Source organism: Alcanivorax sp. (genome assembly GCF_014762765.1).
In the GTDB taxonomy this organism is placed as follows: domain Bacteria; phylum Pseudomonadota; class Gammaproteobacteria; order Pseudomonadales; family Alcanivoracaceae; genus Alcanivorax.
On the sequence record NZ_JABURH010000117.1, the window covers coordinates 6,880 to 27,443 of the forward strand.

Consider the following 20,564-nt stretch of genomic DNA (forward strand, 5'->3'; position numbering starts at 1 on the left):
CCACCAGACCACCGGGCTCGTGTTCCGCTCCGGGATGGGGTAGGCTTGCCGCCCCTTCTTATGTCAGACCCAATTAAATGCCTTTTACTTCCCTTGGACTGGGGGATGACCTGTTGGCCGCTGTTGCCGATCAGGGTTATCACACCCCGTCACCGATCCAGGCCCAGGCCATCCCCGCCGTACTCAGCGGCCGCGATGTCATGGCTGCTGCCCAGACCGGCACCGGCAAGACCGCCGGTTTTACCCTGCCCCTGCTGGAGCGCCTGCGCGCCGGCCAGGCCGCCAGTAACAACCAGGTACGCGCCCTGGTATTGACCCCCACCCGGGAACTGGCCGCCCAGGTCGCCGAAAGTGTGGCCACCTACGGCAAGAATCTGCCGCTCACTTCCACCGTGGTATTCGGCGGTGTGAAGGTCAATCCGCAGATGCAGCGCCTGCGTGGCGGTGCCGATATTCTGGTAGCCACTCCCGGGCGCCTGCTGGATCTCTATCAGCAGAACGCAGTGAAATTCGACCGCCTGGAAATACTGGTGCTGGACGAAGCGGATCGTATGCTCGACATGGGTTTCATCCACGACATACGCAAGATCCTCTCCAAACTGCCGCCGAAACGGCAAAACCTGATGTTTTCGGCCACCTTCTCCCCGGAAATCCGCGCCTTGGCCAAAGGCCTGGTGAACGATCCGGTGGAAATCGATGTGAGCCCACGCAACACCACCACCGAGCTGGTCACCCAGTGGATCGCCCCGGTGGACAAACAGCGCAAGGCGGCACTCCTTACTCACCTGATCCAGGACAACAACTGGTTCCAGGTGCTGGTGTTCAGCCGTACCAAGCACGGCGCCAACAAGCTGGCCAAGCAGTTGGAGAGCAACGGTATCGAAGCCGCAGCCATCCACGGCAACAAGAGCCAGAATGCCCGCACACGGGCCCTGGCAGACTTCAAGAACGGCAAGATCCGTGCATTGGTCGCCACCGACATCGCTGCCCGGGGCCTGGACATCGAGCAGTTGCCACAGGTGGTAAACGTAGACCTGCCCAATGTGCCGGAAGACTACGTGCACCGCATCGGTCGCACCGGCCGTGCCGGCGCCACCGGCCAGGCCATTTCCCTGGTCAGTGCCGATGAAGCCCAACAGCTGAAAGATATTGAACGGCTGACCCAGCAGCAGCTGGAGCGCAAGATCGTGGCCGGCTTCGAGCCTGGCGAGCCGCTACCGGCAGCGGGGGCGCTGCAGCCACCGAAGCGCAAACGTCCCAAGAAAGCCAAACCTGCCCATGCCCGCTCAGACAGCAGTGGCGGCAACGGCCAGAACCGTCAGGCTCGCCCGGCCAATAACAACAGCCGCCCCGGCGGCAACAGCCAGCGACGGCGTCGCCCGGCAGGCAACCGCCGGCCGCAAGCCCAGCAGTCCTGAACGAAAAAAGGCGCCAATCGGCGCCTTTTTTCTGGCTTCTGGCTCGTAGCTTATCGCTGCCGCAGCAGCCCCTGATAATGGGCCATATAGCCTTTCAGTTCATCATCGCTCAGATCCTTCAGCACCTTGTTGTTCACTGCGTGTACGGCCTTGCGGCTGCCATCAATGCCTACATTCAGGGCCTTCTGGGTTACAAAGCCGATTTTTACTTCCTTGGTGTTGGCGACAAAGACTTCATCGATGATCTTGTCCGACATGGCGCTCATCACCCGGGTGACCAGGGCCACGTCTTCGGTGCCCTTGCCCGCCGCACACAGCTCGGTAGCCTTGCGGAAATCCTCAGCGAAGCTGTCTTCCACCGGGAAAGCGATGCTGGCGTGGTTGTCGTTATCGTCACCAGCCTGCCAGTACATGGCCTTCACGTTCTTCACCACCGGAGCGAATTCCGCGTTGGTGACTTTCTTGAAGATCTGGCGGGTGAGCATGCTGGATGCCTTACCGGCGGTGGACACGGCAAAGTCGATCACTTTTTTCTGGCCACCGGACAGCTCGGTCATATTGGCCGGCTCTACCAGAAACAGGCTGAGAATCCGGTCGGTGAGATGATCCACCATATGAATGAATTTCTCGGCGCTGTCTTTACGATCGTGCTCGACGGCATGAAGGAAGTCTTCGGTGCTGTTGACCAGCGCCGGGTTAGCGGGAATCGCCACCACGTTCTGCATTGTTATGTCCTTGCCTTGCAAACAGTTGCTGTCACTGAAAAAACTCATGATAGCGGGGCGTTGGCCCGAGGGGAAACGCCGATCGGGCCGGAATAACAAAGCCTATACGCAGGCATGATTAACTGGTGTGCTGAGTAACACCGGGTTGGCGGACCGTTTCTGAGGAGCCGGCGGGTTGTTCGGCACGGCGGATATCCACCTGCGGCGAGGTGATCATGGTGCCATCCATGGCACAGTCCGGGCCCAGTGTCACCGCATCAAATGTGGCCGAACCATCCTTGTTGCCCCAGACCAGAGTCACCGGCCCCGGACCACAGATACCACCCAATAGCGGCACCCGGACCTTGACCTGCATATCGTCCACCGTGAGTCGCCCCGGATTATCCACCTGGCCCTGCCAGGGCAGCGCCAGTGCCTTGATGCTTTTGCACAATGGATTCATGCCGCCGAAGATGACCTCGGTCACCCGGATCGCCCCCTGATCACTGACCTGGCCGTTAAACGTGGTATGACAACTGACCGGAATGGCGCCCTTTTTCATGGCCAGCTTGCCACTGGCTGAGAATGCCCCCGCCGGCGCCACCGTCACGTCTGCGCTGGTCACCCCGACACAGGCCCAGACCAGAAAGGTCCAGGCAATGATGTTCCTTATCATTGTTGTTATCCCTTACCGATGTGTTCACCGGCATGTTGGCATGATCGGGCAGTCCTCCCAAACCAACCAGCCGCAAAATCACGACCATTCGGCAGTTTCTTTGTGCGCCGAACTACACCAGCTGGTAACCGATACTACCCAGTACCGCCAGCACCACTGCCCACTTGGCGGTCACATAGAAGGGCTTGTTTTTCCGCTTTACGGATTTCAGGAACCCCTTGTAGGCAAGCACCCCTTTGCCCAGCTTGTTACCGACCCCGGTGTGGCTGCTATCCAGGTTGTCGATGAAAAACAGGCGGTTGAAGAACCAGCCGAAATACCAGTACACCTTCTGCACCCACTTCCATTTCATGGGCCGGTCCACATCGGTCATCAGGATGATGCGCGGGGTGTCGGTGCGGTTCCAGGCGGAGTGGATGTAGGTTTCATCGAAGACCACGCTCTCTCCGTCACGCCAGATGTAGTCTTCCTCGTTGATGGTCAGCCCACATTTTTCATCATTGGGCGTACTCAGCCCCAGGGAATAGCGCACCGTGTAGGCAAACGGATCATGGTGACGGTTGAGCTTCTTGCCCGGCATCAACACCGCAAACAACGCGATGTTCATGGTCGGCATCTGGTCCAGCAGCGCCATGGTCTTGGGCGCCAGCGCATAGGCGGACGGCAGCTTGTTGTCATAGACCTTCAGGTAAAAGCTGGTCCAGCGGCCATCCTTGTAGAAGCTGCTGGCGGGCAGATCATCCTTGGCGGTGATATTGCCTCCGCTATACAGGGCCAGAGCCTCATCGCGGATGGTTTCCCAGTTGTCCTCCAGCAGCTGCAGCTCCGGCAGGCAGGACTTGTCGATCCGCGGCGTGGTGGGAATCTTCGACAGCAGGTAGGCCGGAATATTGAACGGCACCATGAAGGTGGAAAAATCGGAAAGCTGGCGCTTGAGGCCAAACGGCTCCCGGTTACGCACCCGGATAAACACGATGCAGCCCACATAGACGAGCAAACAGACCACAATAACGGCCATAACCTGTACCTTTAAACTCTGCCAACGGGGTGTTCAACAGTGAAACGCGGCACCCGGAAAAATGAATGGGCGGGATTTTACCTCATATTGGCCCGCAAAACCGGAGGCACATCGGTAATTTGCTGCCGCTACTCGGTACTATTGGCCCGTAGTGAGAAACAGGGAACGGAGGTATTGCCGCGATAGGGTGACCAGCGCCTGTTCCAGCGGATACGCCTGCCAGTGGTTACCGGCGTCTCGCCCGGCCTGCCCCAGTCGCTCCAGCCTGGCCCGCGCATCACTGAGCGAGAACGTCGAGCCATAGAGGACAGGCACAACCATGAAACGAAAAAAGCCTCTAAAAAGAGGCTTTTCCCGATGCGCCTTGAGCGCAGATACGCTCAGGACAGATTACTTCCCGGCGTCCTGTGCCTGGTAATAATCCATCAGAATCTGTGCCACTTCAGGGCGGGAGAATTCCGGCGGGGGCGCAATGCCCTGGCCCAGCATCTCGCGCACCTTGGTGCCTGACAGCAGAACAAAGTCGTCCTTGGTGTGATCAGGCACATCACGCATCATCACCACACGATCCAGCTTCTTCGAATAGGCGGTGTGGTCGGCCTCGAAGATTTTAATTTCCAGTGCGTCGGCTGGCACTTTCTCCTGGAAGATGGTTTGTGCGTCGAAGGCGCCGTAATAATCACCAACACCGGCGTGGTCACGACCAACAATCAAATGGCTGCAACCGCAGTTCTGGCGGAATACCGCATGCAGGACAGCTTCACGCGGACCGGCGTACAGCATGTCGAAGCCGTAACCGGTAATCATCACGGTATTGGGCGGGAAATACACTTCGACCATTTTTCGAATGGAGGCATCGCGCACGTCGGCCGGAATATCACCCGCTTTCAATTTGCCCAGCAGCATGTGAATCAGGATACCGTCAGCGTTCAGCGCTTCCTGGGCCATGCGGCACAGTTCTTCGTGGGCGCGGTGCATCGGGTTACGGGTCTGGAAGGCGACCACATTATTCCAGCCACGCTCAACAAACTCATTGCGAATGGAAACCGCGGTGCGGAAGGTATCGGGGAAGTCGTCGGCGAAATAGGAATAGTTCAACACCTGGATATCGCCGGAAACGATAAAGTTTCCTGCAGCAAGGAAGTTGGCCACGCCCGGGTGCTGTTTATCGTTGGTAGCGAAGACCTGCTCGGCAACAGCTTCCAGTTCCTCGTCAGTAGCTTCCTCGATAGCCGCTACGTCCATCACCGCAATCACCGGCTCACCATCCACATTGGGATCACGCAGGGCAATGCGCTTGGCACCTTTGATGGCGCTGACATCCTTCAGCATATTGACGATCGGCACCGGCCAGAACAGGCCGTCGGCAGTGGTCATGTTTTCGGCCACTGACAGCATGTCAGCCTTGTTCATGTAGCCAGTCAGCGGGGTGAAATAACCGGCCCCCATCATGACCGCATTGGCGGCAGCTGCCGAACTGATTACCACCGAGGGCAGAGACTCTGCTTCATGCTGCAAGGCAACGCGCGCGTCTTCATCGGCGACGTACAGGGGTTTCAATGCGTCCGCACCATGCGGCTTGACCAAAGAGACCATCAATTTACTCCATATGCTCAATCAACGAGGTATGCATGCGCGGCGCAGTATAGCAGAGGATCGGCAGCAGGTCGGCCCGGCAATGGCGGGAAAAGCTGACACACGCAAACATACGCATCAAAAAGCATATTACTAGCGATAGCTCACCCGGCAAGGCCCTTGATGTGGCCGATTGCGCCGCTCTTACCCGGCTTGCTCACCCGCATACCAGCCGTCCAGATTGTCGATGAAAAACAGCCGGTTGAGGAGCCTTGCGAGTTAAGGAGCCTCTGAAAACTCCCTGCATACTCAGGCCACCACCGCCAACGCCTGTTCCAGCGGGCAAGCCTGCCAGTCATTGTCGTTATCGCGCCGGGCCACCCCCAATCGTTCCAGCTTGGCCAGCGCATCGCTGATTTCAAAATCCAGCCGATACTGCCAACGCTGCAAAAACCAGTGTTCGATCTGTTCGTCCAGCGCTTTTGCCGACAGCGGCTGTGGAGCGGTGAGCAGGAAATAATAGGCCAGCAGGATTTCCTTGCACTCTTCCTCCTCGGCCTCATCCACCAGCTGATAGATCACGCTGGCATTGTTTGCCACATTCTTGAAATAGAGGTTACGGGTCAGCGCCTGCACGAACTGCAGCTTGCGGGTGCGGAAGTTCTTCACCTGTTTCCAGATAAAGCCCGCCAGGGTGCCCAGCCCCGCCAGCAGGGCCAATAACGCAGCCTTGTCCAGCGTCACCGGCTCCGCATGCATTCCCAGCCAGAAGCCCAGCAGCGAGCCGATCAGCAGTAATGTGGCTCCCAGCTTGGTGGTCAGCATCACTCCGCCACCCACCAGCGCCGGTACGCCGATAAGCAGTTTGTCGATGTTGCGCATGCGTACCTGGGTTTCCGGGAACAGCATCTCGATATCCGCCTTGGGCACATTCTCGAACAGCTTGAGATAAACCCGCTCGCCAGCGCCCTCTTCCCCCTCCTCCGGCGGTACCTTCAGGTACAGGGCCACATTATCGTAATGGGTAAAGGTGACTGTCTTGCGATACAGCCCCCACAACAGTTTCAGGCTTTCCGTGCGCTGGCTCTGCCCTCGGCTGTAAAGCAGCACCTCCTCGAAGCGGGAGAAATCCACCTGCAGTCGCACCTTGAACAGGGAGGCCTCTTCCAGCGCCGCTGCCAGATCTGCCTCGGTCACCGGTTCGTAATTCGCCTGCTCCAGCAATTCCGCCAGCAACACTTTCAGGTCTTCCGGAGACTCGGTCAAAAGGCCACTGTCCAGCAACCGGGCCTGGGGATTCACCGCCAGGTAGGCTTCCTTCAGGGCTTCCTGGCGGGAATGGAAATGCTGGTGCAAGGAGGCCTGCAGCTGCTCCCCCAACTGTTGGAACTGTGCCGCCTGTTTCTCAGTGAGCCTTTCTTCTGCCAGGCACATGGCCACAATATCCTTGCGACGGAAAGGGATGTAACGCAATGGGGTGGCAACAGTTCTCACGGCAGTGTCCCTTTTCATGGCATTCAAGCGATTGTGCCATGGTGTACGAGCAAGTCGACCCGACAGCGCCGGCAGAACGCCGCGCTATTCGCCCAACCCTACCTGGGGGTGCGCCCGCAGGGCATCGCCCAGAAAATCCATCAACACGCGGATTCGTGCGGTCTTGCGTAGATCCGCATGGGTCAGCAACCAGAGATCCGAGGTCAGGGACGGCACATCATCGAGACGCCGCAGGTCCGGATTGCTGTCCCCCAGATAACAGGGCAGCACCGCCGGACCCAGGCCATCACGCACCGCGGCATACAGCCCACGGGTGGTATCCACCCGCAAGCGGCAGCGGCCATCAACCCCTTGCTTGCGCATCCAGCCATCCAGTGACCGGTAGCCCATGCTGTCATCCGGCCCTATCCAGTCCAGCGCCTGCCAGTCCGCCGCCTTGCTCGCCAGCTGCTGATGGAGGTAGATCGCCTGGCGAACCACGCCCACTCGCCGTCCAACCAGGGTCGGCGGTGGATTGGAAGAGGGCCGGATGGCGATATCCGCCTCACGCCGGGACAGGTTGACCCGCTGACTGGGCACAACCACTTCCAGTGCAATCTCCGGATATGCTCGGCGGCACTCCGCCAGCAAGGGGGACAGCACCCGGTCGAACAGGGTGTCAGTGGTGGTCAGGCGTACTGTGCCCACTGGCTGAAGGTCGCGCCCGGCCACCTGCCTTTCCACATCCAGTACCCGGGTTTCCATGTCCTCTGCCGTCACCGCCAGCGCCTCTCCGGCTGCCGTGGCGGTATAGCCGCTGCGCCCACGCTCGAACAATCTCACACCCAGTCGCTCTTCCACGGTCTGCAGACGCCGAAAAACGGTGGCGTGGCTGACCCCGAGGCCACGGGCAGCCCCGGACAGAGAACCCGCCCGGACAATGGCCAGCACCACACGCAGATCATCCCATTGCAGGCTTCTGTTCATATTTGCAAAGCTGATTTGCCAAGAAATGGAATATTTGTTCGTCAAGGAACAGCCTAGCATCGGGGTCTCTGATCCAGCAACGCCCAGGAGGCCCACCATGCGAGTGCTCATTATTCACTGCCACCCCGAGCCGCAATCTTTCAATGCCACCCTAAGCCGGACCGCCCACCGTACACTGACGGAGCAGGGTCATGCGGTAAGGGTCTCCGATCTCTATGGCGAAGGTTTCCAGCCGGTGGAAGGGCCACAACACTACTCTGATCGTGCCGATCCAGCCGTGTTCTCTCCGCTGGCGGAACAACGCCATGCCTGGCAGCAGGGCAATCTGCCGGCGGATGTCCAGCGGGAGATTGATCGCCTGGAGTGGGCCGAGCTGCTGATCCTGCAGTTTCCGCTCTGGTGGCACGGTGCCCCGGCCCTGCTGAAAGGGTGGTTTGACCGGGTGATGGTCAGCGGCGGACTTTACACCAGCCGGATGCGTTACGACGCCGGCTACTTCCGTGGCCGCCGGGCGCTACTCTCGGTCACCACCGGCGCCCCCGCCACAGCCCTGGAACCGGGCGGGCGCGGTGGCGACATCAACGCCCTGCTCTGGCCGCTGCACTATTCACTGCATTATCTGGGGTTCAGGGTACTGCCTCCCTTTGTGGCCGGCGGCATTCAGGGGCATGGCTATCGCTACCGGAATGACAATGCCTTTACCGGGCACCTTCAGGAGCAACAGGAAAACTGGCGGGAACGCTTGATGCAAGTAAATCAGTCCCGGCCAATGACGTTTCCGGGCTGGGCTGACTGGGATGAAAACGGCCGACAAAAAACCGATGCGGGGTGAGCAGCCTCACCCCCTCACCCATTACACAATCGGTGGCTCCCCGGACAGGGTCGGCCCCTTTTCAATATCGCTGGTGAATACTTCCAGGGACTGCGCCACTTCGCTGACTTCCTCGAATCGGGCAATGTGATAAAGCGCTTCACCTTCGTTCACCAGGGGCATGTTATTGCGCCCCACCAGGATACCGGCGGCCGGGGAGTGAATGTTCACATCATCGCCGCCGAAGGGGCTGGAGATGCGACCGATCAGGTCGTCTTTCTTGATCCAGGCACCCAGTGCCACCAGCGGCAGGAAAACCCCATCGCGCTCGGCACGTACCCAACTTGATGAACGGGCGATATAGGGCTCGCTGGGCAGCTTGGCGCGCCGGGCACCGGTCATGCCCAGGTGCTGGAGGATATTGAGTACGCCTTTAACGCCGGCGCGGATGCAGGCTTCGTCAAAACGCAGGGCTTCGCCGGCCTCGTAAGTAATCACCGGGATGCCCTGGGCTTCAGCCACTTCCCGCAAGGTACCCTCCCCCAGTACCGAGTTGATCACCACCGGCACGCCAAAGGCGTTGGCCATGGCGGCGGTGTCCTCGTTGGACAGGTCGGCCCTGATCTGCGGCAGGTTGGCCCGGTGCACAGCGCCGGTATGCAGGTCCACCGCATGGGTAGCCCTATCCAGTACCTGGCTTTTGAACTGCCAGGCCATGCGCGCGCCCAGGCTGCCGGTTTCCGAGCCGGGGAAACAGCGATTCAGATCACGGCGGTCCGGCAGGTAACGGGTCTTGTGGATAAAACCAAACACGTTGACCACCGGCACCGCCAGCAGCGTACCGCTGAGGCTTTTCAGGGCGGAGTGGCGCAACAGGCGGCGGATGATTTCCACCCCGTTGAGTTCGTCGCCGTGAATCGCCGCGCTGACCATCAACACCGGCCCGGGCTTGCGGCCATGGATCACATGGATGGGGACGTTAAGAGGCGTCTGGGTATAGAGCTGCGCCAACGGCAGCTCCACCTTGGCACGGGTGCCAGGCTTGACGCTGACGCCATCCAGTTCAAACGGCAATACTTTGGGTTCTTTCGTGTTTTTCATTTTTTACCCGAGCCAACACCGGCGCTCCGTCCTTGATGGCCCCGACAACAGGCCGGGGAACCAACAAGGTTGGGAGGTTTTCGCTATTAACTATTAACTGCCTTACCCCTTCGAGCCCTTGGTCTGGGTCCGGTAGGGGCGGGCATCCTTTTCGATGAACTTGATGACCATGCCTGCCACGTCTTTATTGGTGGAGGTTTCGATCCCCTCCAGACCCGGCGAGGAGTTAACTTCCATCACCAGCGGACCATGGTTGGAGCGCAGGATGTCCACACCGGCCACATTCAGCCCCATGATACGAGCAGCTCGCACGGCGGTGGCACGCTCTTCCGGGGTAATGCGGATCAGGCTGGCGCTGCCGCCACGATGCAGGTTGGACCGGAATTCGCCGGGCAGGGCCTGGCGTTTCATGGCGGCAATCACCTTGCCACCCACCACGAAACAACGAATGTCGGCGCCGCCGGCTTCCTTGATGTACTCCTGCACCATCACCGACACGTTGAGGCCCATGAAGGCCTCGATCACCGATTCCGCCGCCTTGCGGGTTTCCGCCAGCACCACGCCGATACCCTGGGTACCTTCCAGCATCTTGATCACCAGAGGAGCCCCGCGAACCATGTTGATCAGATCGGGAATATCATCCGGGGAGTGGGCAAAGCCGGTAATCGGCAGGCCCACGCCCTTACGGGACAGCAACTGCAGGGAACGCAGCTTGTCCCGCGAGCGGGAAATCGCTACGGATTCATTGACCGGGAAAACGCCCATCATTTCGAACTGGCGCAATACCGCCGTGCCGTACTGAGTGATGGAGGCGCCAATCCGGGGAATCACCGCATCAAAGCCTTCCAGCACTTCGCCCTTGAAGTGAATTTCCGGCTTGTGGGAGACCATGCTCATGTAGCAACGCAGGGTATCGATCACATGCATTTCGTGGCCGGCAGCCTCGCCCGCTTCCACCAGTCGGCGAGTGGAGTACAGTCGCTTGTTTCTCGAAAGAATGGCAATTTTCATGGTTGCTCTTTGTTTCCACCTAATAGAAAAGATGCCGTGGGATCGACAACAATCTCGCCCATGGCGGTGCGGCCCAGCAGCATACGGAATATCATGTTTTCGCGATCGGTCAGGGTGATTTCAATGGGCCAACGGCGGCCACAGAGCTCTATGTCCGTGAGGATCACCGGACGCTCTTCCTTGTGACCACCGGAGTCGGTAACAACGCGGCGATCCAGCACCGGCGCCTCACAGTGGCGAACCTGATCCTGCCCTTGAATCGGGTGGATGGAAAAGCGGACCCATTCCTGGTCATCGCGCTGAAAGCTTTCCACCTGAAAGGCGTGCAGCGCCGAGGTGCGTGCTCCGGTATCCACCTTGACCTTGATCGCTTCGATGTCCAGTTCGGGCAAGGATGCCCATTCCCGCCAGCCGACGGTGACCTTGCTTGTTGGCATTGAAGAACCCATCAGTCCCTTTCCAGCAGTTCGATCTTGTAGCCATCCGGGTCTTCTACAAACGCCAGGATGGTGGTGCCATGTTTCATGGGACCAGGTTCGCGGGTGATGCGCCCGCCCCGATCGCGAATACGCTCACAAGCAGCGTACACGTCGTCCACCGCCAGGGCCACATGGCCGTAGCCATCGCCCAGATCGTACTCGTGCTGATCCCAGTTAAAGGTCAACTCCAGCACCGCGCCCCGGGATTCCGGCTGATAGCCCACAAAAACATTGGTGAAGCGGCCTTCCGGGTACTCCTTGCGGCGCAACTCCTTCATGCCCAGCACCTCGGTATAGAAGGCCACGGACCGATCCAGATTGCCCACGCGCAGCATGGTATGCAGGATTCGCATTGCTTACTTCGCTCCTGATATCAGCAAAATTCAGCGGGCACGCAGCCCCAGCTATCTACAGGGCGAATAGTGGTGGCAGAGGGGAGGATTGACAATGAAAAAGTGGGTTTACGGCGATGAAGGCTGTAAAACATTCAGGTAAGTGCCGCTCATGACAGACAGTCTGGACGTTATCCCGCCGCAACAACGTTACTGGCAGCGCGAACCGTGATATCGAAAAAGCCACTGTAGGAGTTCCTCTCGAGGGACGAATCTGCGCCGAACCGAATCCTGGATCGGCGCCTCGGCCTATTTCCACGCTGATGCGTGGATCGTCCCTCGAGAGAAACGCCTACAGCCGCTTCGTTGTAAACGGGCGGGCATTGCGGTGATCGCGCCGCCAGCGACGCCCCGACGGGCAGCGCGTTATGCATCGCGACTCAGGGCAAGAACAGGCTGCCCTGCGCCTCGACCCATGCCTCCGGCACACTCCCCTCGCGGATGCGTTGCGGATGATCCCCCACATCCACGCGGGCCACTTCCTGGCCGGTCTGGTAATTGAACACGGACATCTGGTCGGTGCCGCTCCAGGATACATAGCAGTGATTGCCATCGGCGCTGGTAGTCACCCAGTAGGGCTTTTCGCCGATACCGGTTTTCAGCTGATGGGAGAAATCCTCACGATTTACCAGCGCTACGTAGTCGCTCATGGTGCCGGCCACGCAGAGGGTGCTGTCGTCGGCACTCAGGGCGATGCCGTGATGGGCGGAGTCATTCACGTAGAACTCCCGGGGCAACCCGTTGGTCAGGTCCGGCAACTCGGCCAGTCGCAGCACTTTCTCTTCCTGCATGTCGTACTCGATAAAGCCGTGCAGGAAGGACAGCTGGAAGTAGAAATAGCGTTCGTCGGCGGTGTGTGCCATGGGCCGCACCGCGGTGCTGAGATTGCCGTAACCGGCCTCTGCCAGATCCGCAGCCAGGTCCAGTTGCTTGATGATTTCCAGGCTGTTGGCGTCCACCACCTGGAACACCCGCTCACCCTTGGTGGCATCCAGCAGGTTCTGCCCCAGCAGCCCGTCGGTCAGATCACCCACCAGCTCATTGTCCAGCGGCGTGTACACGGTACCGATGCTGGCATGGTAAATACGCTCGCCATCCTCGGAATAGATGTTTTCGTGGGGAGAATCCCCGGACGGGAAACGACCCTGCTCCTCACCGGTTTCCACATCCAGAATGTGCACCACGTTGCCGGTGGAGGCGGATACCGCCACCTGGGTGCCATCCGGTGACAGGGCCATATGGTCAGACCGGTAACCATCCACCTCAAAGCGCCAGGCGATCTCGCCACTGACCACATCAATGGCCACCACATCCGCGTAGCTGGGCCGGGACACGATCAGCAAGCGCCCATCCGGGGAGCTGTACATGTCGTCCACGTACTGGTGGTTGCCCTCGCCGATCAATACCCGAATGCCCTGAAAAAACAGCAGATCGAGGGGGTTCAGGGCAATCGCTTTTTCCCGTTCCTTCTGGTCCGGAATCCCGCTGATACGACCCAGACGCTGGTAGCTGGAGGCATCGATCACATCGATCACCCCTTCCCAGTTATTGCCCACGAAGATCACCGAACGTGGGCCGTCGTCAGTCTCTTCCGGTACCTCCTCGGCGATGTCATCGGGGGCGTCTTGCTGCGGGGGCGCGTCCCGCTGGGCTTCGTCGGTCGCCGTGGCAGGCGCGGCGGAGTCACTGCCCCCGCCGCCACAGCCGGCCAGCAACGACGCGGTCAGCAAGGTCAGAATCCCCAGATCCTTAAAGGAAAAACGGTATTGCCCGATAGTCATGGCAAGCTCCTCGATCAGCCTGTTGTTGTAAGAATATTGCTGCTCTCAGGCTAATTGAGACTACCGTGCAAATTAAATGCCTTTTCCTTGTCGTTATGTAACCGCCAATCCCCTGCAACGGGCACAAAAAAACCGCCGCAGCCTGCCGGCTGTGGCGGTTTTCTTGGGGTCAACTCCGGGACGGGAAACGCCCGGAAGCCTTAACGCAACTTGCGGCCGTTCTTGGCGGCGATACGCAAGCGCAGGGCATTCAGCTTGATGAAGCCTTCCGCATCCTTCTGGTCGTACGCGCCGGCATCGTCTTCGAACGTGGCAATAGACGCGTCGAACAGGCTGTCATTGTCTGAACGACGCCCCACCACGGTGGCATTGCCCTTGTACAGTTTCATGCGCACTTCGCCATTCACGTGTTCCTGGGTGGCGTCGATGAGCTTCTGCAGGGCCAGACGCTCCGGGCTCCACCAGTAACCGTTGTAGAGCAGCTCCGCATACTTGGGCATCACGGAGTCCTTCAGGTGCGCGGACTCGCGATCCAGGGTCAGGGACTCGATGGCACGGTGAGCCGGCATCATGATGGTGCCGCCCGGGGTTTCGTAACAGCCACGGGACTTCATGCCCACATAGCGATTCTCGACGATATCCAGACGACCGATGCCGTTGTCGCCACCCAGCTTGTTGAGCTTGGCCAGGACCTCGGCAGGGCTCAGACGCTCGCCGTCGATGGCAACGATGTCACCCTTCTCGTAGGTCAGAGTGATGTAGGTAGGCTGGTCCGGCGCCGCTTCCGGGCTCACGCTCCAGCGCCACATGTCTTCTTCCGCTTCCCACCAGGGATCTTCCAGGTTGCCGCCCTCGTAGGAGATGTGCAGCAGGTTGGCGTCCATGGAGTATGGGGATTTCTTTTTCTTACTGGAAAAATCCACCGGGATATTGCGCTCTTCACAGTACGCCATCAGCTTCTCGCGGGAGTTCAGATCCCACTCCCGCCAGGGCGCAATCACCTGGATGCCCGGGGCCAGGGCATAGGCGCCCAGCTCGAAACGCACCTGATCATTGCCCTTGCCGGTGGCGCCATGGGAAATGGCATCCGCACCGGTTTCTTCGGCAATCTCCACCAGCCGCTTGGCAATCAGCGGGCGAGCGATGGAGGTACCCAGCAGATACTCACCTTCATAGATGGTATTGGCGCGGAACATGGGGAATACATAATCGCGTACAAATTCTTCGCGCAGGTCTTCAATGTAGATTTCCTTCACGCCCATGGCTTCAGCCTTGGCGCGGGCCGGCTCCACTTCTTCGCCCTGACCGATATCGGCGGTAAAGGTCACCACCTCGCAGTCATAGGTATCCTGCAGCCATTTGACGATAACCGAGGTATCCAGGCCGCCGGAATAAGCCAGTACCACCTTGTTGATCTTGGACATTGAAAGACTCCGCATGTGAGAGGCCCCGCTATCAGGCGCCCCCCGGTGAATCGAGGCCGCGTATTGTACCCGCCCTGCCCGGCTGGCGTCATCTCTGATCCACTTTCGCGCCTGTTGCCCCTGCGGGCTTTCCGGTAGCATAGCCCCCTCTCGCGGCCGTCGCCGACGGCAAAGCGGGGTTTGTGTGTCTGATGGAGTGATCATGAATGATCAGCACCCCAGCCTGGCGCTGCGGTTTCGGGGCTTTTTGCCGGTAGTGATTGATGTGGAAACCGGGGGCTTCAATGCCCAGACCGACGCGCTGCTGGAAATTGCCGCCGTCCTCATTGATATGGATGCCCAGGGCTATCTGCGCCCATCCACTCGCATCCAGTTTCATGTGGACCCCTTCCCGGGGGCCAATATCGAACAGGCGGCACTGGATTTCACCGGCATTGACCCGGACAACCCGTTGCGGGGTGCCGTGCCCGAAGAAACGGCCCTGAAAGGCGTGTTCGAACCGGTGCGCAAGGCAATCAAACAGCATGGCTGCACCCGCGCGGTGCTAGTGGGGCATAACAGCTTTTTTGATCAGGGCTTTCTGAACTCGGCATCCGAACGTGCCGATATCAAACGCAACCCCTTCCACCCGTTCTCCAGCTTCGATACCGCCGCCCTGGCCGGACTGGTATATGGCCAGACCGTACTGGCCAAGGCCTGCGAAGCCGCCGGCATCCGCTTCAGTCAACGCGAGGCCCACTCGGCGCTCTACGATGCCACACGAACCGCGGAGCTGTTCTGCTCCATGGTCAACCGCTTCAAGGACCTGGGCGGCTGGCCGCCCCCGCCGCCGAAGGATATGCCGCCAACGCTGGCGAAGCAGCTGGATTGAACTGGGGTTTTTAACAGAGGGCACTGAGGACACCGAGACAAGACTGGACCTCAGAATCCCGGAACACCGCCTCTGATTGCGTAGGGTGCACTGAGCCTAAGGCGAACTGCACCATCAAATGCCGGATCGGTGCAGTTCGCCTTAGGCTCAGTGCACCCTACATTTGAATACCGCAGAAGTTTGCAGCCAAAAAAAAGGGCGGCCATTGGGCCGCCCTTTTTTGTGCTGCTTTTTTATTACAGCTTGTCTGCGTTACCAGACAGGTACTCGGCCACGCCGTCCGGGGAGGCGTTCATGCCGGAATCGCCTTTCTGCCAGCCCGCCGGGCACACTTCGCCGTGCTCTTCGTGGAACTGCAGGGCGTCAACCAGACGAATCAGCTCGTCCATGTTACGGCCCAGCGGCAGATCGTTAACGATCTGGCTGCGTACCACGCCGTTCTGGTCGATCAGGAACACGCCACGGAATGCCATGCCACCTTCGGATTCCACGTCGTAGGACTGGGCAATACCGTGGTTCATGTCAGCGGCCAGGGTGTATTTCACCGGACCGATACCGCCTTCGTTCACCGGGGTGTTACGCCAGGCGTTGTGGGTGAAGTGGCTGTCGATGGACACACCGATCACTTCCACGTTGCGCTCTTTGAACGCGTCCATGCGGTGATCCAGAGCGATCAGCTCGGAGGGGCAGACAAAGGTGAAGTCCAGCGGGTAGAAGAACACCAGACCATACTTGCCCTTGATGGCTTCGGACAGGGTGAATTCGTCAACGATGCTGCCATCGCCCAGTACTGCGGGAACCGTAAAATCAGGTGCAGGTTTACCTACCAGAACGCCCATTGCTTCTCTCCATTATGCATTATGACTAGATTGAATCTCCGGCAAGCCATACTCACCGGAACCAACATTGAATCTGAGCAGCGATAATACAACGGCTGCCGCCGCGCTGCATGGCACTATCATGGGGATTATGGCCATGCTTTCAATAGGCAGGCCGGCCAATGTCCGTGAATTCGGCCTCAGCCGTTCAAATTATCGCCGGCTACGGGCCCAGACAAGCGCTCCCGTGAGCGCCAGCACCACCAACACCAGGGCCGCCAGATCCATCACCCACTGCCCGACCCGCCCGAAAAGACGCCCGGCATGGAGATCCTGCAACAATCGCTGCCAGTTCAATGCCGCCGGCACACTGGCCGCCTGCAAATCGGACAATATTGTCGATGGTACCGGAACCAACGGAGCAGGCTGCCAGTCCCCCGAGGGCGCCCCCGCGCTGCCCAGCATGTCCGGATCAAACTGCAGTAAGCGATTATCTGTCTCCAGGATCAGTGCCCCTGCCGCCACTCCCAGACGGGTAAAGGCTGGCACGCCCTGGGCAGGCCGTAACCGCTCCACCAGTTGCTCTCCCTGCAACAACAGCAACTCACCGCCACAGCCGGCCACAATAAGCCCCTGCACCGCCACCGCCCCCTGAAACGGCGACGAACAAGCCGCCACGGCACGGCCATCCACAAAGAGTCGCTCTCCGGCCTGGGCGTACCAGTGCCCGTCCACCGGGCTACCATTGATCTGCTCCGGTATCGGCACACCGTAGCTACGTGCCAGGGTGGGCGGCAGCGGTTCACTGGCCCAATCCAGTGACTCCACATGATTGAGCAGAATCCCGGTGACCGACAGCACCAGCACCGGCATGGCCACCAGCAGGCCCAGCCAGCGATGCCAGCGACGCCATCCACCTGTGGGTTTGCGTTGTTTCACCGGGTTTCCTCGCGACGGCGAATAATCCGCTTCGATTGTAGGCGCTACGGCAGCGGAGCCAACACCGGGATCATCCCACTGGCTGAGCGAAAGTGTCAGGCCCCCCCAACGCCGGACACAAAAAAACCCGGCGCGAGGCCGGGTTTTTGTCAGAAGCGACGACGGTATCAGGCGTTGTCGTCGGCATCCACGGCGGCGCCGTCCACCAGCTCCTTGAGCTGACCGGAACGGTACATGTCCATGATGATGTCGCAGCCGCCGACCAGCTCACCGCCCACCCACAGCTGCGGATAGGTCGGCCAGTTGGCATATTCCTTCAGGCTCTGGCGGATTTCCGGCGCCTCCAGGATGTTCACGTAGGCAAACGGCTTGCCAACAGCGGTCATGGCTTCCACCACCTGGGCGGAAAAACCGCACTGGGGGAATTGCGGGGTGCCCTTCATGTAGAGGATCACCGGGTTCTTTTCGATCTGGTCTTTAATGACCTGGATAACATCCATACTGACTACCTGGCGGTTTGGGGTGTATTAGCTGTGGTTGGCCACCATTCTACCACTGTTGGCCCTGCCCCTCCCAGATGGGGCCGTGGCATTCCCCCTTCAAGGGGCTCCACCAACAGAAAAGGGGGCCGAAGCCCCCTTTTCCTCTTGCTGTAGACGATTGCCTCAGAAGCGCACTTTCATGCCCAGGTAGCCGGTACGCGGCTTGTTGGGACGTGCACCAGCGGGATCACGGGAGACGATTTCCTGATCGTCAAACACGTTATCCACCTTGGCATACACTTCCATATCGCTGTTCACGTGGTAGGTGGCCACTACATCCGCAATCACGTAATCGCTGGTGCGTTTGAAAGTGGTTACCTGACCAGGGCGATCACAGCTATTGTCGATGCACATACCCTCGGTGTGGCTGACAGACATCAGCGCCGACCAAGCCGCCGGCTTTTCCAAACCAAAGGTCAGGCTGGCCAGATGCTCCGGCAGGTAAGGCAGTACATCGCCATCCAGCACAGACAGATCATCCGCATCCTCTGTGATCTCGCCATCCGTGTAGGTGTAGGTCAGACGCACCGGAGCACGCAGACCACTATCGCTCTCCCAAACTACGCTGTTGAGGCCCACTTCCAGCCCCTGCACTTTGGATTCACCAAAGCTCTGGGTACCGGAGTCATTACCATTCGGGCATGGATTAGCGATGGAGCAGTTCTGGATGGTGTTTTCATAATCGCTGTAGAAGGCGATCACATCCGCACTGAAGTTCTCGTTCCAATAGCGGAAACCGGTTTCGTAGTTAACGCTCTTTTCAGCATCGGTGCCTTTCTTGGAAGAAGCACCCGCCGGAGCAAAGCCCTGATGCACACCGGCCAGAACAGACCAGTTGTCGTTAAGCAGCCAAGTGGCGCCCAGGCCGGCCATCAGTTCTTCGTTACGGTTTTCAGTACGGGCACTGACGGTGTTGCGAGCCGGATCACCCCAGCGCTTGCTCTTGCTTTCCACGTTCTCATAACGCAGGGAGCCGGTGACTATAAAATCACCGATGTAGGCATGATCGATGATCCAGGCGGACATGGCATCGGCGTTTTCCAGACGGTTATCACCGCCGGTGGGCAGAGTGGACGTCTGGTACACCAGGCTGCCATTGCGCTGGTCAAAGGTGTCGGTGGGCTGATAGCGATCCACCTCATCCTGATGGTAACGAGCACCGACAATCAGGTCGTTGTCCACGGAACCGGTCTGGAAACGGTGGTTCAATTCAGTCTGCACGCCTTCGGAGACGTATTCACGATTATTGTTCTTGAATACCAGATCATCCGCATCGGCACCGCGCAACTGAGCCTGCTTGACACCACCATTCGCGTTGGCATCGGCGACAAAACCACCAATACTCTGACCCTCGACGCTGGCCAGCTTGTACCAGTTACGGTTGAATTCGTTGCGGTACACCACGGAGTTCAACTGGGTATTCTCGTCAAATACCAGAGTATGACGCAGGGAAACCGCATCCCGGTCGTTGTCCATCTGATCGATGTCGCTCATGCCATAACGACGGTTGGCATCACGCTCAAAATCACGGTCGGTCAGACCCAGATAGGTTTCGTCGGACACTTCACTGGAATGCTCCAGTTTCAGCTCAAACGCCTGCTGAATATCTGCCGTTTCCGGGGCCTGCCAGCGCAGCTTGGCGACATAGTCCCGCTTGTCGAAGCCGCTGTCGCGGTTGGAACGGTCAATATCCTTGAAACCCATGGTGCGCTGCTGATGGGCTTCCAACATGAAGCCGAACTGGCCTTCAGTGGCGCCATAGTAGGCATGGGCCCGCTGGGCACCGTCTTCACCGCCTTCCACATTGACCATGCCGGAGGCACGGGCAGGAATCGGGGTGGACAGGAAGTTAATGGCACCGCCCACGGTGAAGGGCCCATAGCGAAGGGTGTCCGGGCCTTTCAGTACTTCAATACCGTAGAAGCGACCGGCGCTGGGGAAGTAATAGGCAGCCGGGGCAGCATAAGGAGCCGGGGCGATCAGTACCCCGTCTTCCATCAGGGAAACCTTGCTGGAACGATCACGACCGGAACCACGGATACCAATATTCGGGCGCAGGCCATAACCTTCCTCTTCCTGGAAGTAAACGCCGGGCACATCACGCAGCATGCGATGCACATCGGTGTTTTCTTTTTCTTCCAGGTCTTCGTTGGAGAGCACGTGGGCAGAGCCACTAACGCTAAAGGTGTTCTGACGATCCCCGAGGATCTGTACCGGTTTCAGCTCATTGGCCTGATCGGCAAAAGCCGGAGCAGCCCCGGCGGCCACGGCAGACGCGATGGCACAGCAAAGCAAGCGACGCTGTAAATGCATGTTTGTTCCTTCCCGACGCAAATGACAAAAATGTAAAAATCGTAAGCGCAGAGAAGATACAGTGAAAACGAATCGACATCAATTCACTATCATTCTCATTTACATTCCGTATCGCAATACCCACCCCCACCGGGTGAAGCCACGACCAAACGATCACCGGCGCGAGCGGAAAAGCTGGTTTTCGGCGACAATAACTCCCCGTTATGACGGTTTTCCCCCACCGCCCCATCC

General features: G+C 59.1%; 20 protein-coding genes. 3 read left to right on the forward strand and 17 right to left on the reverse strand.

Annotated features, from left to right (window positions below):
• Nucleotides 1-77 precede the first annotated feature (77 nt).
• Nucleotides 78-1,418 carry a DEAD/DEAH box helicase gene (locus tag HUJ17_RS07615; protein ID WP_290510132.1) on the forward strand — a complete coding sequence of 447 codons (1,341 nt, stop codon included), beginning with the start codon at nucleotides 78-80 and terminating at the stop codon, nucleotides 1,416-1,418.
• A 50-nt stretch (nucleotides 1,419-1,468) separates the two neighbouring features.
• Here HUJ17_RS07615 and HUJ17_RS07620 read toward each other — a convergent pair whose 3' ends face one another.
• The 7 genes from HUJ17_RS07620 to HUJ17_RS07650 form a co-directional block, all read right to left on the reverse strand.
• Nucleotides 1,469-2,143 (reverse strand): hypothetical protein, encoded by a 675-nt coding sequence (locus HUJ17_RS07620; protein WP_290510133.1) that lies wholly within the window; start codon nucleotides 2,141-2,143, stop codon nucleotides 1,469-1,471.
• A gap of 118 nt (nucleotides 2,144-2,261) precedes the next feature.
• On the reverse strand, nucleotides 2,262-2,798 hold the full coding sequence (locus HUJ17_RS07625; protein WP_290510134.1) for an activator protein: 537 nt from the start codon (nucleotides 2,796-2,798) through the stop codon (nucleotides 2,262-2,264).
• A 112-nt stretch (nucleotides 2,799-2,910) separates the two neighbouring features.
• Complete coding sequence (locus HUJ17_RS07630) at nucleotides 2,911-3,816, reverse strand: aspartyl/asparaginyl beta-hydroxylase domain-containing protein (protein ID WP_290510135.1); 906 nt, start codon at nucleotides 3,814-3,816, stop codon at nucleotides 2,911-2,913.
• 138 nt (nucleotides 3,817-3,954) lie between these two features.
• On the reverse strand, nucleotides 3,955-4,137 hold the full coding sequence (locus HUJ17_RS07635; RefSeq protein ID WP_290510136.1) for a hypothetical protein: 183 nt from the start codon (nucleotides 4,135-4,137) through the stop codon (nucleotides 3,955-3,957).
• Between the two features lie 69 nt (nucleotides 4,138-4,206).
• On the reverse strand, nucleotides 4,207-5,412 hold the full coding sequence (gene sat, locus HUJ17_RS07640; RefSeq protein WP_290510137.1) for a sulfate adenylyltransferase: 1,206 nt from the start codon (nucleotides 5,410-5,412) through the stop codon (nucleotides 4,207-4,209).
• Between the two features lie 288 nt (nucleotides 5,413-5,700).
• Nucleotides 5,701-6,885 carry a DUF3754 domain-containing protein gene (locus tag HUJ17_RS07645; RefSeq protein WP_290510138.1) on the reverse strand — a complete coding sequence of 395 codons (1,185 nt, stop codon included), beginning with the start codon at nucleotides 6,883-6,885 and terminating at the stop codon, nucleotides 5,701-5,703.
• A gap of 84 nt (nucleotides 6,886-6,969) precedes the next feature.
• The gene (locus tag HUJ17_RS07650; protein WP_290510139.1) at nucleotides 6,970-7,851 is read right to left on the reverse strand and encodes a LysR family transcriptional regulator; all 882 of its coding nucleotides are present in this window, start codon (nucleotides 7,849-7,851) and stop codon (nucleotides 6,970-6,972) included.
• Between the two features lie 97 nt (nucleotides 7,852-7,948).
• Between HUJ17_RS07650 and HUJ17_RS07655 the strand changes: the two genes are divergently transcribed.
• Nucleotides 7,949-8,683: an NAD(P)H-dependent oxidoreductase gene (locus HUJ17_RS07655; RefSeq protein ID WP_290510140.1), complete on the forward strand. Its 735-nt coding sequence runs from the start codon at nucleotides 7,949-7,951 to the stop codon at nucleotides 8,681-8,683.
• A 21-nt stretch (nucleotides 8,684-8,704) separates the two neighbouring features.
• Here HUJ17_RS07655 and HUJ17_RS07660 read toward each other — a convergent pair whose 3' ends face one another.
• From HUJ17_RS07660 to HUJ17_RS07685, 6 genes are all read right to left on the reverse strand, one after another.
• Nucleotides 8,705-9,763: a succinylglutamate desuccinylase/aspartoacylase family protein gene (locus HUJ17_RS07660; protein ID WP_290510141.1), complete on the reverse strand. Its 1,059-nt coding sequence runs from the start codon at nucleotides 9,761-9,763 to the stop codon at nucleotides 8,705-8,707.
• A 102-nt stretch (nucleotides 9,764-9,865) separates the two neighbouring features.
• Nucleotides 9,866-10,774, reverse strand: a complete 909-nt coding sequence (rimK, locus tag HUJ17_RS07665; RefSeq protein ID WP_290510142.1) for a 30S ribosomal protein S6--L-glutamate ligase — start codon at nucleotides 10,772-10,774, stop codon at nucleotides 9,866-9,868.
• Entirely contained in the window at nucleotides 10,771-11,211 is a 441-nt protein-coding gene (locus HUJ17_RS07670) for an ATP-dependent zinc protease (protein WP_290510143.1), read from the reverse strand. Before HUJ17_RS07670 ends, rimK begins: the two co-directional genes overlap by 4 nt.
• An 11-nt stretch (nucleotides 11,212-11,222) precedes the next feature.
• Nucleotides 11,223-11,606 carry a lactoylglutathione lyase gene (gloA, locus tag HUJ17_RS07675; protein ID WP_290510144.1) on the reverse strand — a complete coding sequence of 128 codons (384 nt, stop codon included), beginning with the start codon at nucleotides 11,604-11,606 and terminating at the stop codon, nucleotides 11,223-11,225.
• Nucleotides 11,607-12,025: 419 nt separating this feature from the next.
• The gene (locus HUJ17_RS07680; protein ID WP_290510145.1) at nucleotides 12,026-13,426 is read right to left on the reverse strand and encodes a serine/threonine protein kinase; all 1,401 of its coding nucleotides are present in this window, start codon (nucleotides 13,424-13,426) and stop codon (nucleotides 12,026-12,028) included.
• A gap of 200 nt (nucleotides 13,427-13,626) precedes the next feature.
• Entirely contained in the window at nucleotides 13,627-14,850 is a 1,224-nt protein-coding gene (locus HUJ17_RS07685) for an argininosuccinate synthase (RefSeq protein WP_290510146.1), read from the reverse strand.
• A gap of 202 nt (nucleotides 14,851-15,052) precedes the next feature.
• On the opposite strand from HUJ17_RS07685, the gene rnt reads away from it, so the two are divergent.
• Nucleotides 15,053-15,721: a ribonuclease T gene (gene rnt, locus HUJ17_RS07690; protein WP_062816898.1), complete on the forward strand. Its 669-nt coding sequence runs from the start codon at nucleotides 15,053-15,055 to the stop codon at nucleotides 15,719-15,721.
• 236 nt (nucleotides 15,722-15,957) lie between these two features.
• Here the strand turns inward: rnt and HUJ17_RS07695 are convergent, their stop codons facing one another.
• The 4 genes from HUJ17_RS07695 to HUJ17_RS07710 all read right to left on the reverse strand — a co-directional run bounded on the left by HUJ17_RS07695 (nucleotide 15,958) and on the right by HUJ17_RS07710 (nucleotide 20,333).
• The gene (locus tag HUJ17_RS07695) at nucleotides 15,958-16,560 is read right to left on the reverse strand and encodes a peroxiredoxin (RefSeq protein WP_062816897.1); all 603 of its coding nucleotides are present in this window, start codon (nucleotides 16,558-16,560) and stop codon (nucleotides 15,958-15,960) included.
• 192 nt (nucleotides 16,561-16,752) lie between these two features.
• Nucleotides 16,753-17,478 (reverse strand): PepSY-associated TM helix domain-containing protein, encoded by a 726-nt coding sequence (locus HUJ17_RS07700; RefSeq protein ID WP_290510147.1) that lies wholly within the window; start codon nucleotides 17,476-17,478, stop codon nucleotides 16,753-16,755.
• 167 nt (nucleotides 17,479-17,645) lie between these two features.
• On the reverse strand, nucleotides 17,646-17,978 hold the full coding sequence (gene grxD, locus HUJ17_RS07705; protein ID WP_062816895.1) for a Grx4 family monothiol glutaredoxin: 333 nt from the start codon (nucleotides 17,976-17,978) through the stop codon (nucleotides 17,646-17,648).
• Nucleotides 17,979-18,143: 165 nt separating this feature from the next.
• Entirely contained in the window at nucleotides 18,144-20,333 is a 2,190-nt protein-coding gene (locus tag HUJ17_RS07710; RefSeq protein WP_290510148.1) for a TonB-dependent receptor, read from the reverse strand.
• Nucleotides 20,334-20,564: the final 231 nt, after the last annotated feature.

Bases quoted from the DNA above. Each gene is read 5' to 3' on its own strand.
- HUJ17_RS07650 (WP_290510139.1), bottom strand. From the start codon at position 7,851: ATGAACAGAAGCCTGCAATGGGATGATCTGCGTGTGGTGCTGGCCATT.
- HUJ17_RS07680 (WP_290510145.1), bottom strand. From the start codon at position 13,426: ATGACTATCGGGCAATACCGTTTTTCCTTTAAGGATCTGGGGATTCTG.
- HUJ17_RS07660 (WP_290510141.1), bottom strand. From the start codon at position 9,763: ATGAAAAACACGAAAGAACCCAAAGTATTGCCGTTTGAACTGGATGGC.
- HUJ17_RS07635 (WP_290510136.1), bottom strand. From the start codon at position 4,137: ATGGTTGTGCCTGTCCTCTATGGCTCGACGTTCTCGCTCAGTGATGCG.
- rnt (WP_062816898.1), top strand. From the start codon at position 15,053: ATGAATGATCAGCACCCCAGCCTGGCGCTGCGGTTTCGGGGCTTTTTG.
- gloA (WP_290510144.1), bottom strand. From the start codon at position 11,606: ATGCGAATCCTGCATACCATGCTGCGCGTGGGCAATCTGGATCGGTCC.
- HUJ17_RS07685 (WP_290510146.1), bottom strand. From the start codon at position 14,850: ATGTCCAAGATCAACAAGGTGGTACTGGCTTATTCCGGCGGCCTGGAT.
- HUJ17_RS07710 (WP_290510148.1), bottom strand. From the start codon at position 20,333: ATGCATTTACAGCGTCGCTTGCTTTGCTGTGCCATCGCGTCTGCCGTG.
- HUJ17_RS07620 (WP_290510133.1), bottom strand. From the start codon at position 2,143: ATGCAGAACGTGGTGGCGATTCCCGCTAACCCGGCGCTGGTCAACAGC.
- HUJ17_RS07670 (WP_290510143.1), bottom strand. From the start codon at position 11,211: ATGCCAACAAGCAAGGTCACCGTCGGCTGGCGGGAATGGGCATCCTTG.
- HUJ17_RS07655 (WP_290510140.1), top strand. From the start codon at position 7,949: ATGCGAGTGCTCATTATTCACTGCCACCCCGAGCCGCAATCTTTCAAT.
- HUJ17_RS07695 (WP_062816897.1), bottom strand. From the start codon at position 16,560: ATGGGCGTTCTGGTAGGTAAACCTGCACCTGATTTTACGGTTCCCGCA.
- rimK (WP_290510142.1), bottom strand. From the start codon at position 10,774: ATGAAAATTGCCATTCTTTCGAGAAACAAGCGACTGTACTCCACTCGC.
- HUJ17_RS07630 (WP_290510135.1), bottom strand. From the start codon at position 3,816: ATGGCCGTTATTGTGGTCTGTTTGCTCGTCTATGTGGGCTGCATCGTG.
- sat (WP_290510137.1), bottom strand. From the start codon at position 5,412: ATGGTCTCTTTGGTCAAGCCGCATGGTGCGGACGCATTGAAACCCCTG.
- HUJ17_RS07615 (WP_290510132.1), top strand. From the start codon at position 78: ATGCCTTTTACTTCCCTTGGACTGGGGGATGACCTGTTGGCCGCTGTT.
- HUJ17_RS07625 (WP_290510134.1), bottom strand. From the start codon at position 2,798: ATGATAAGGAACATCATTGCCTGGACCTTTCTGGTCTGGGCCTGTGTC.
- grxD (WP_062816895.1), bottom strand. From the start codon at position 17,978: ATGGATGTTATCCAGGTCATTAAAGACCAGATCGAAAAGAACCCGGTG.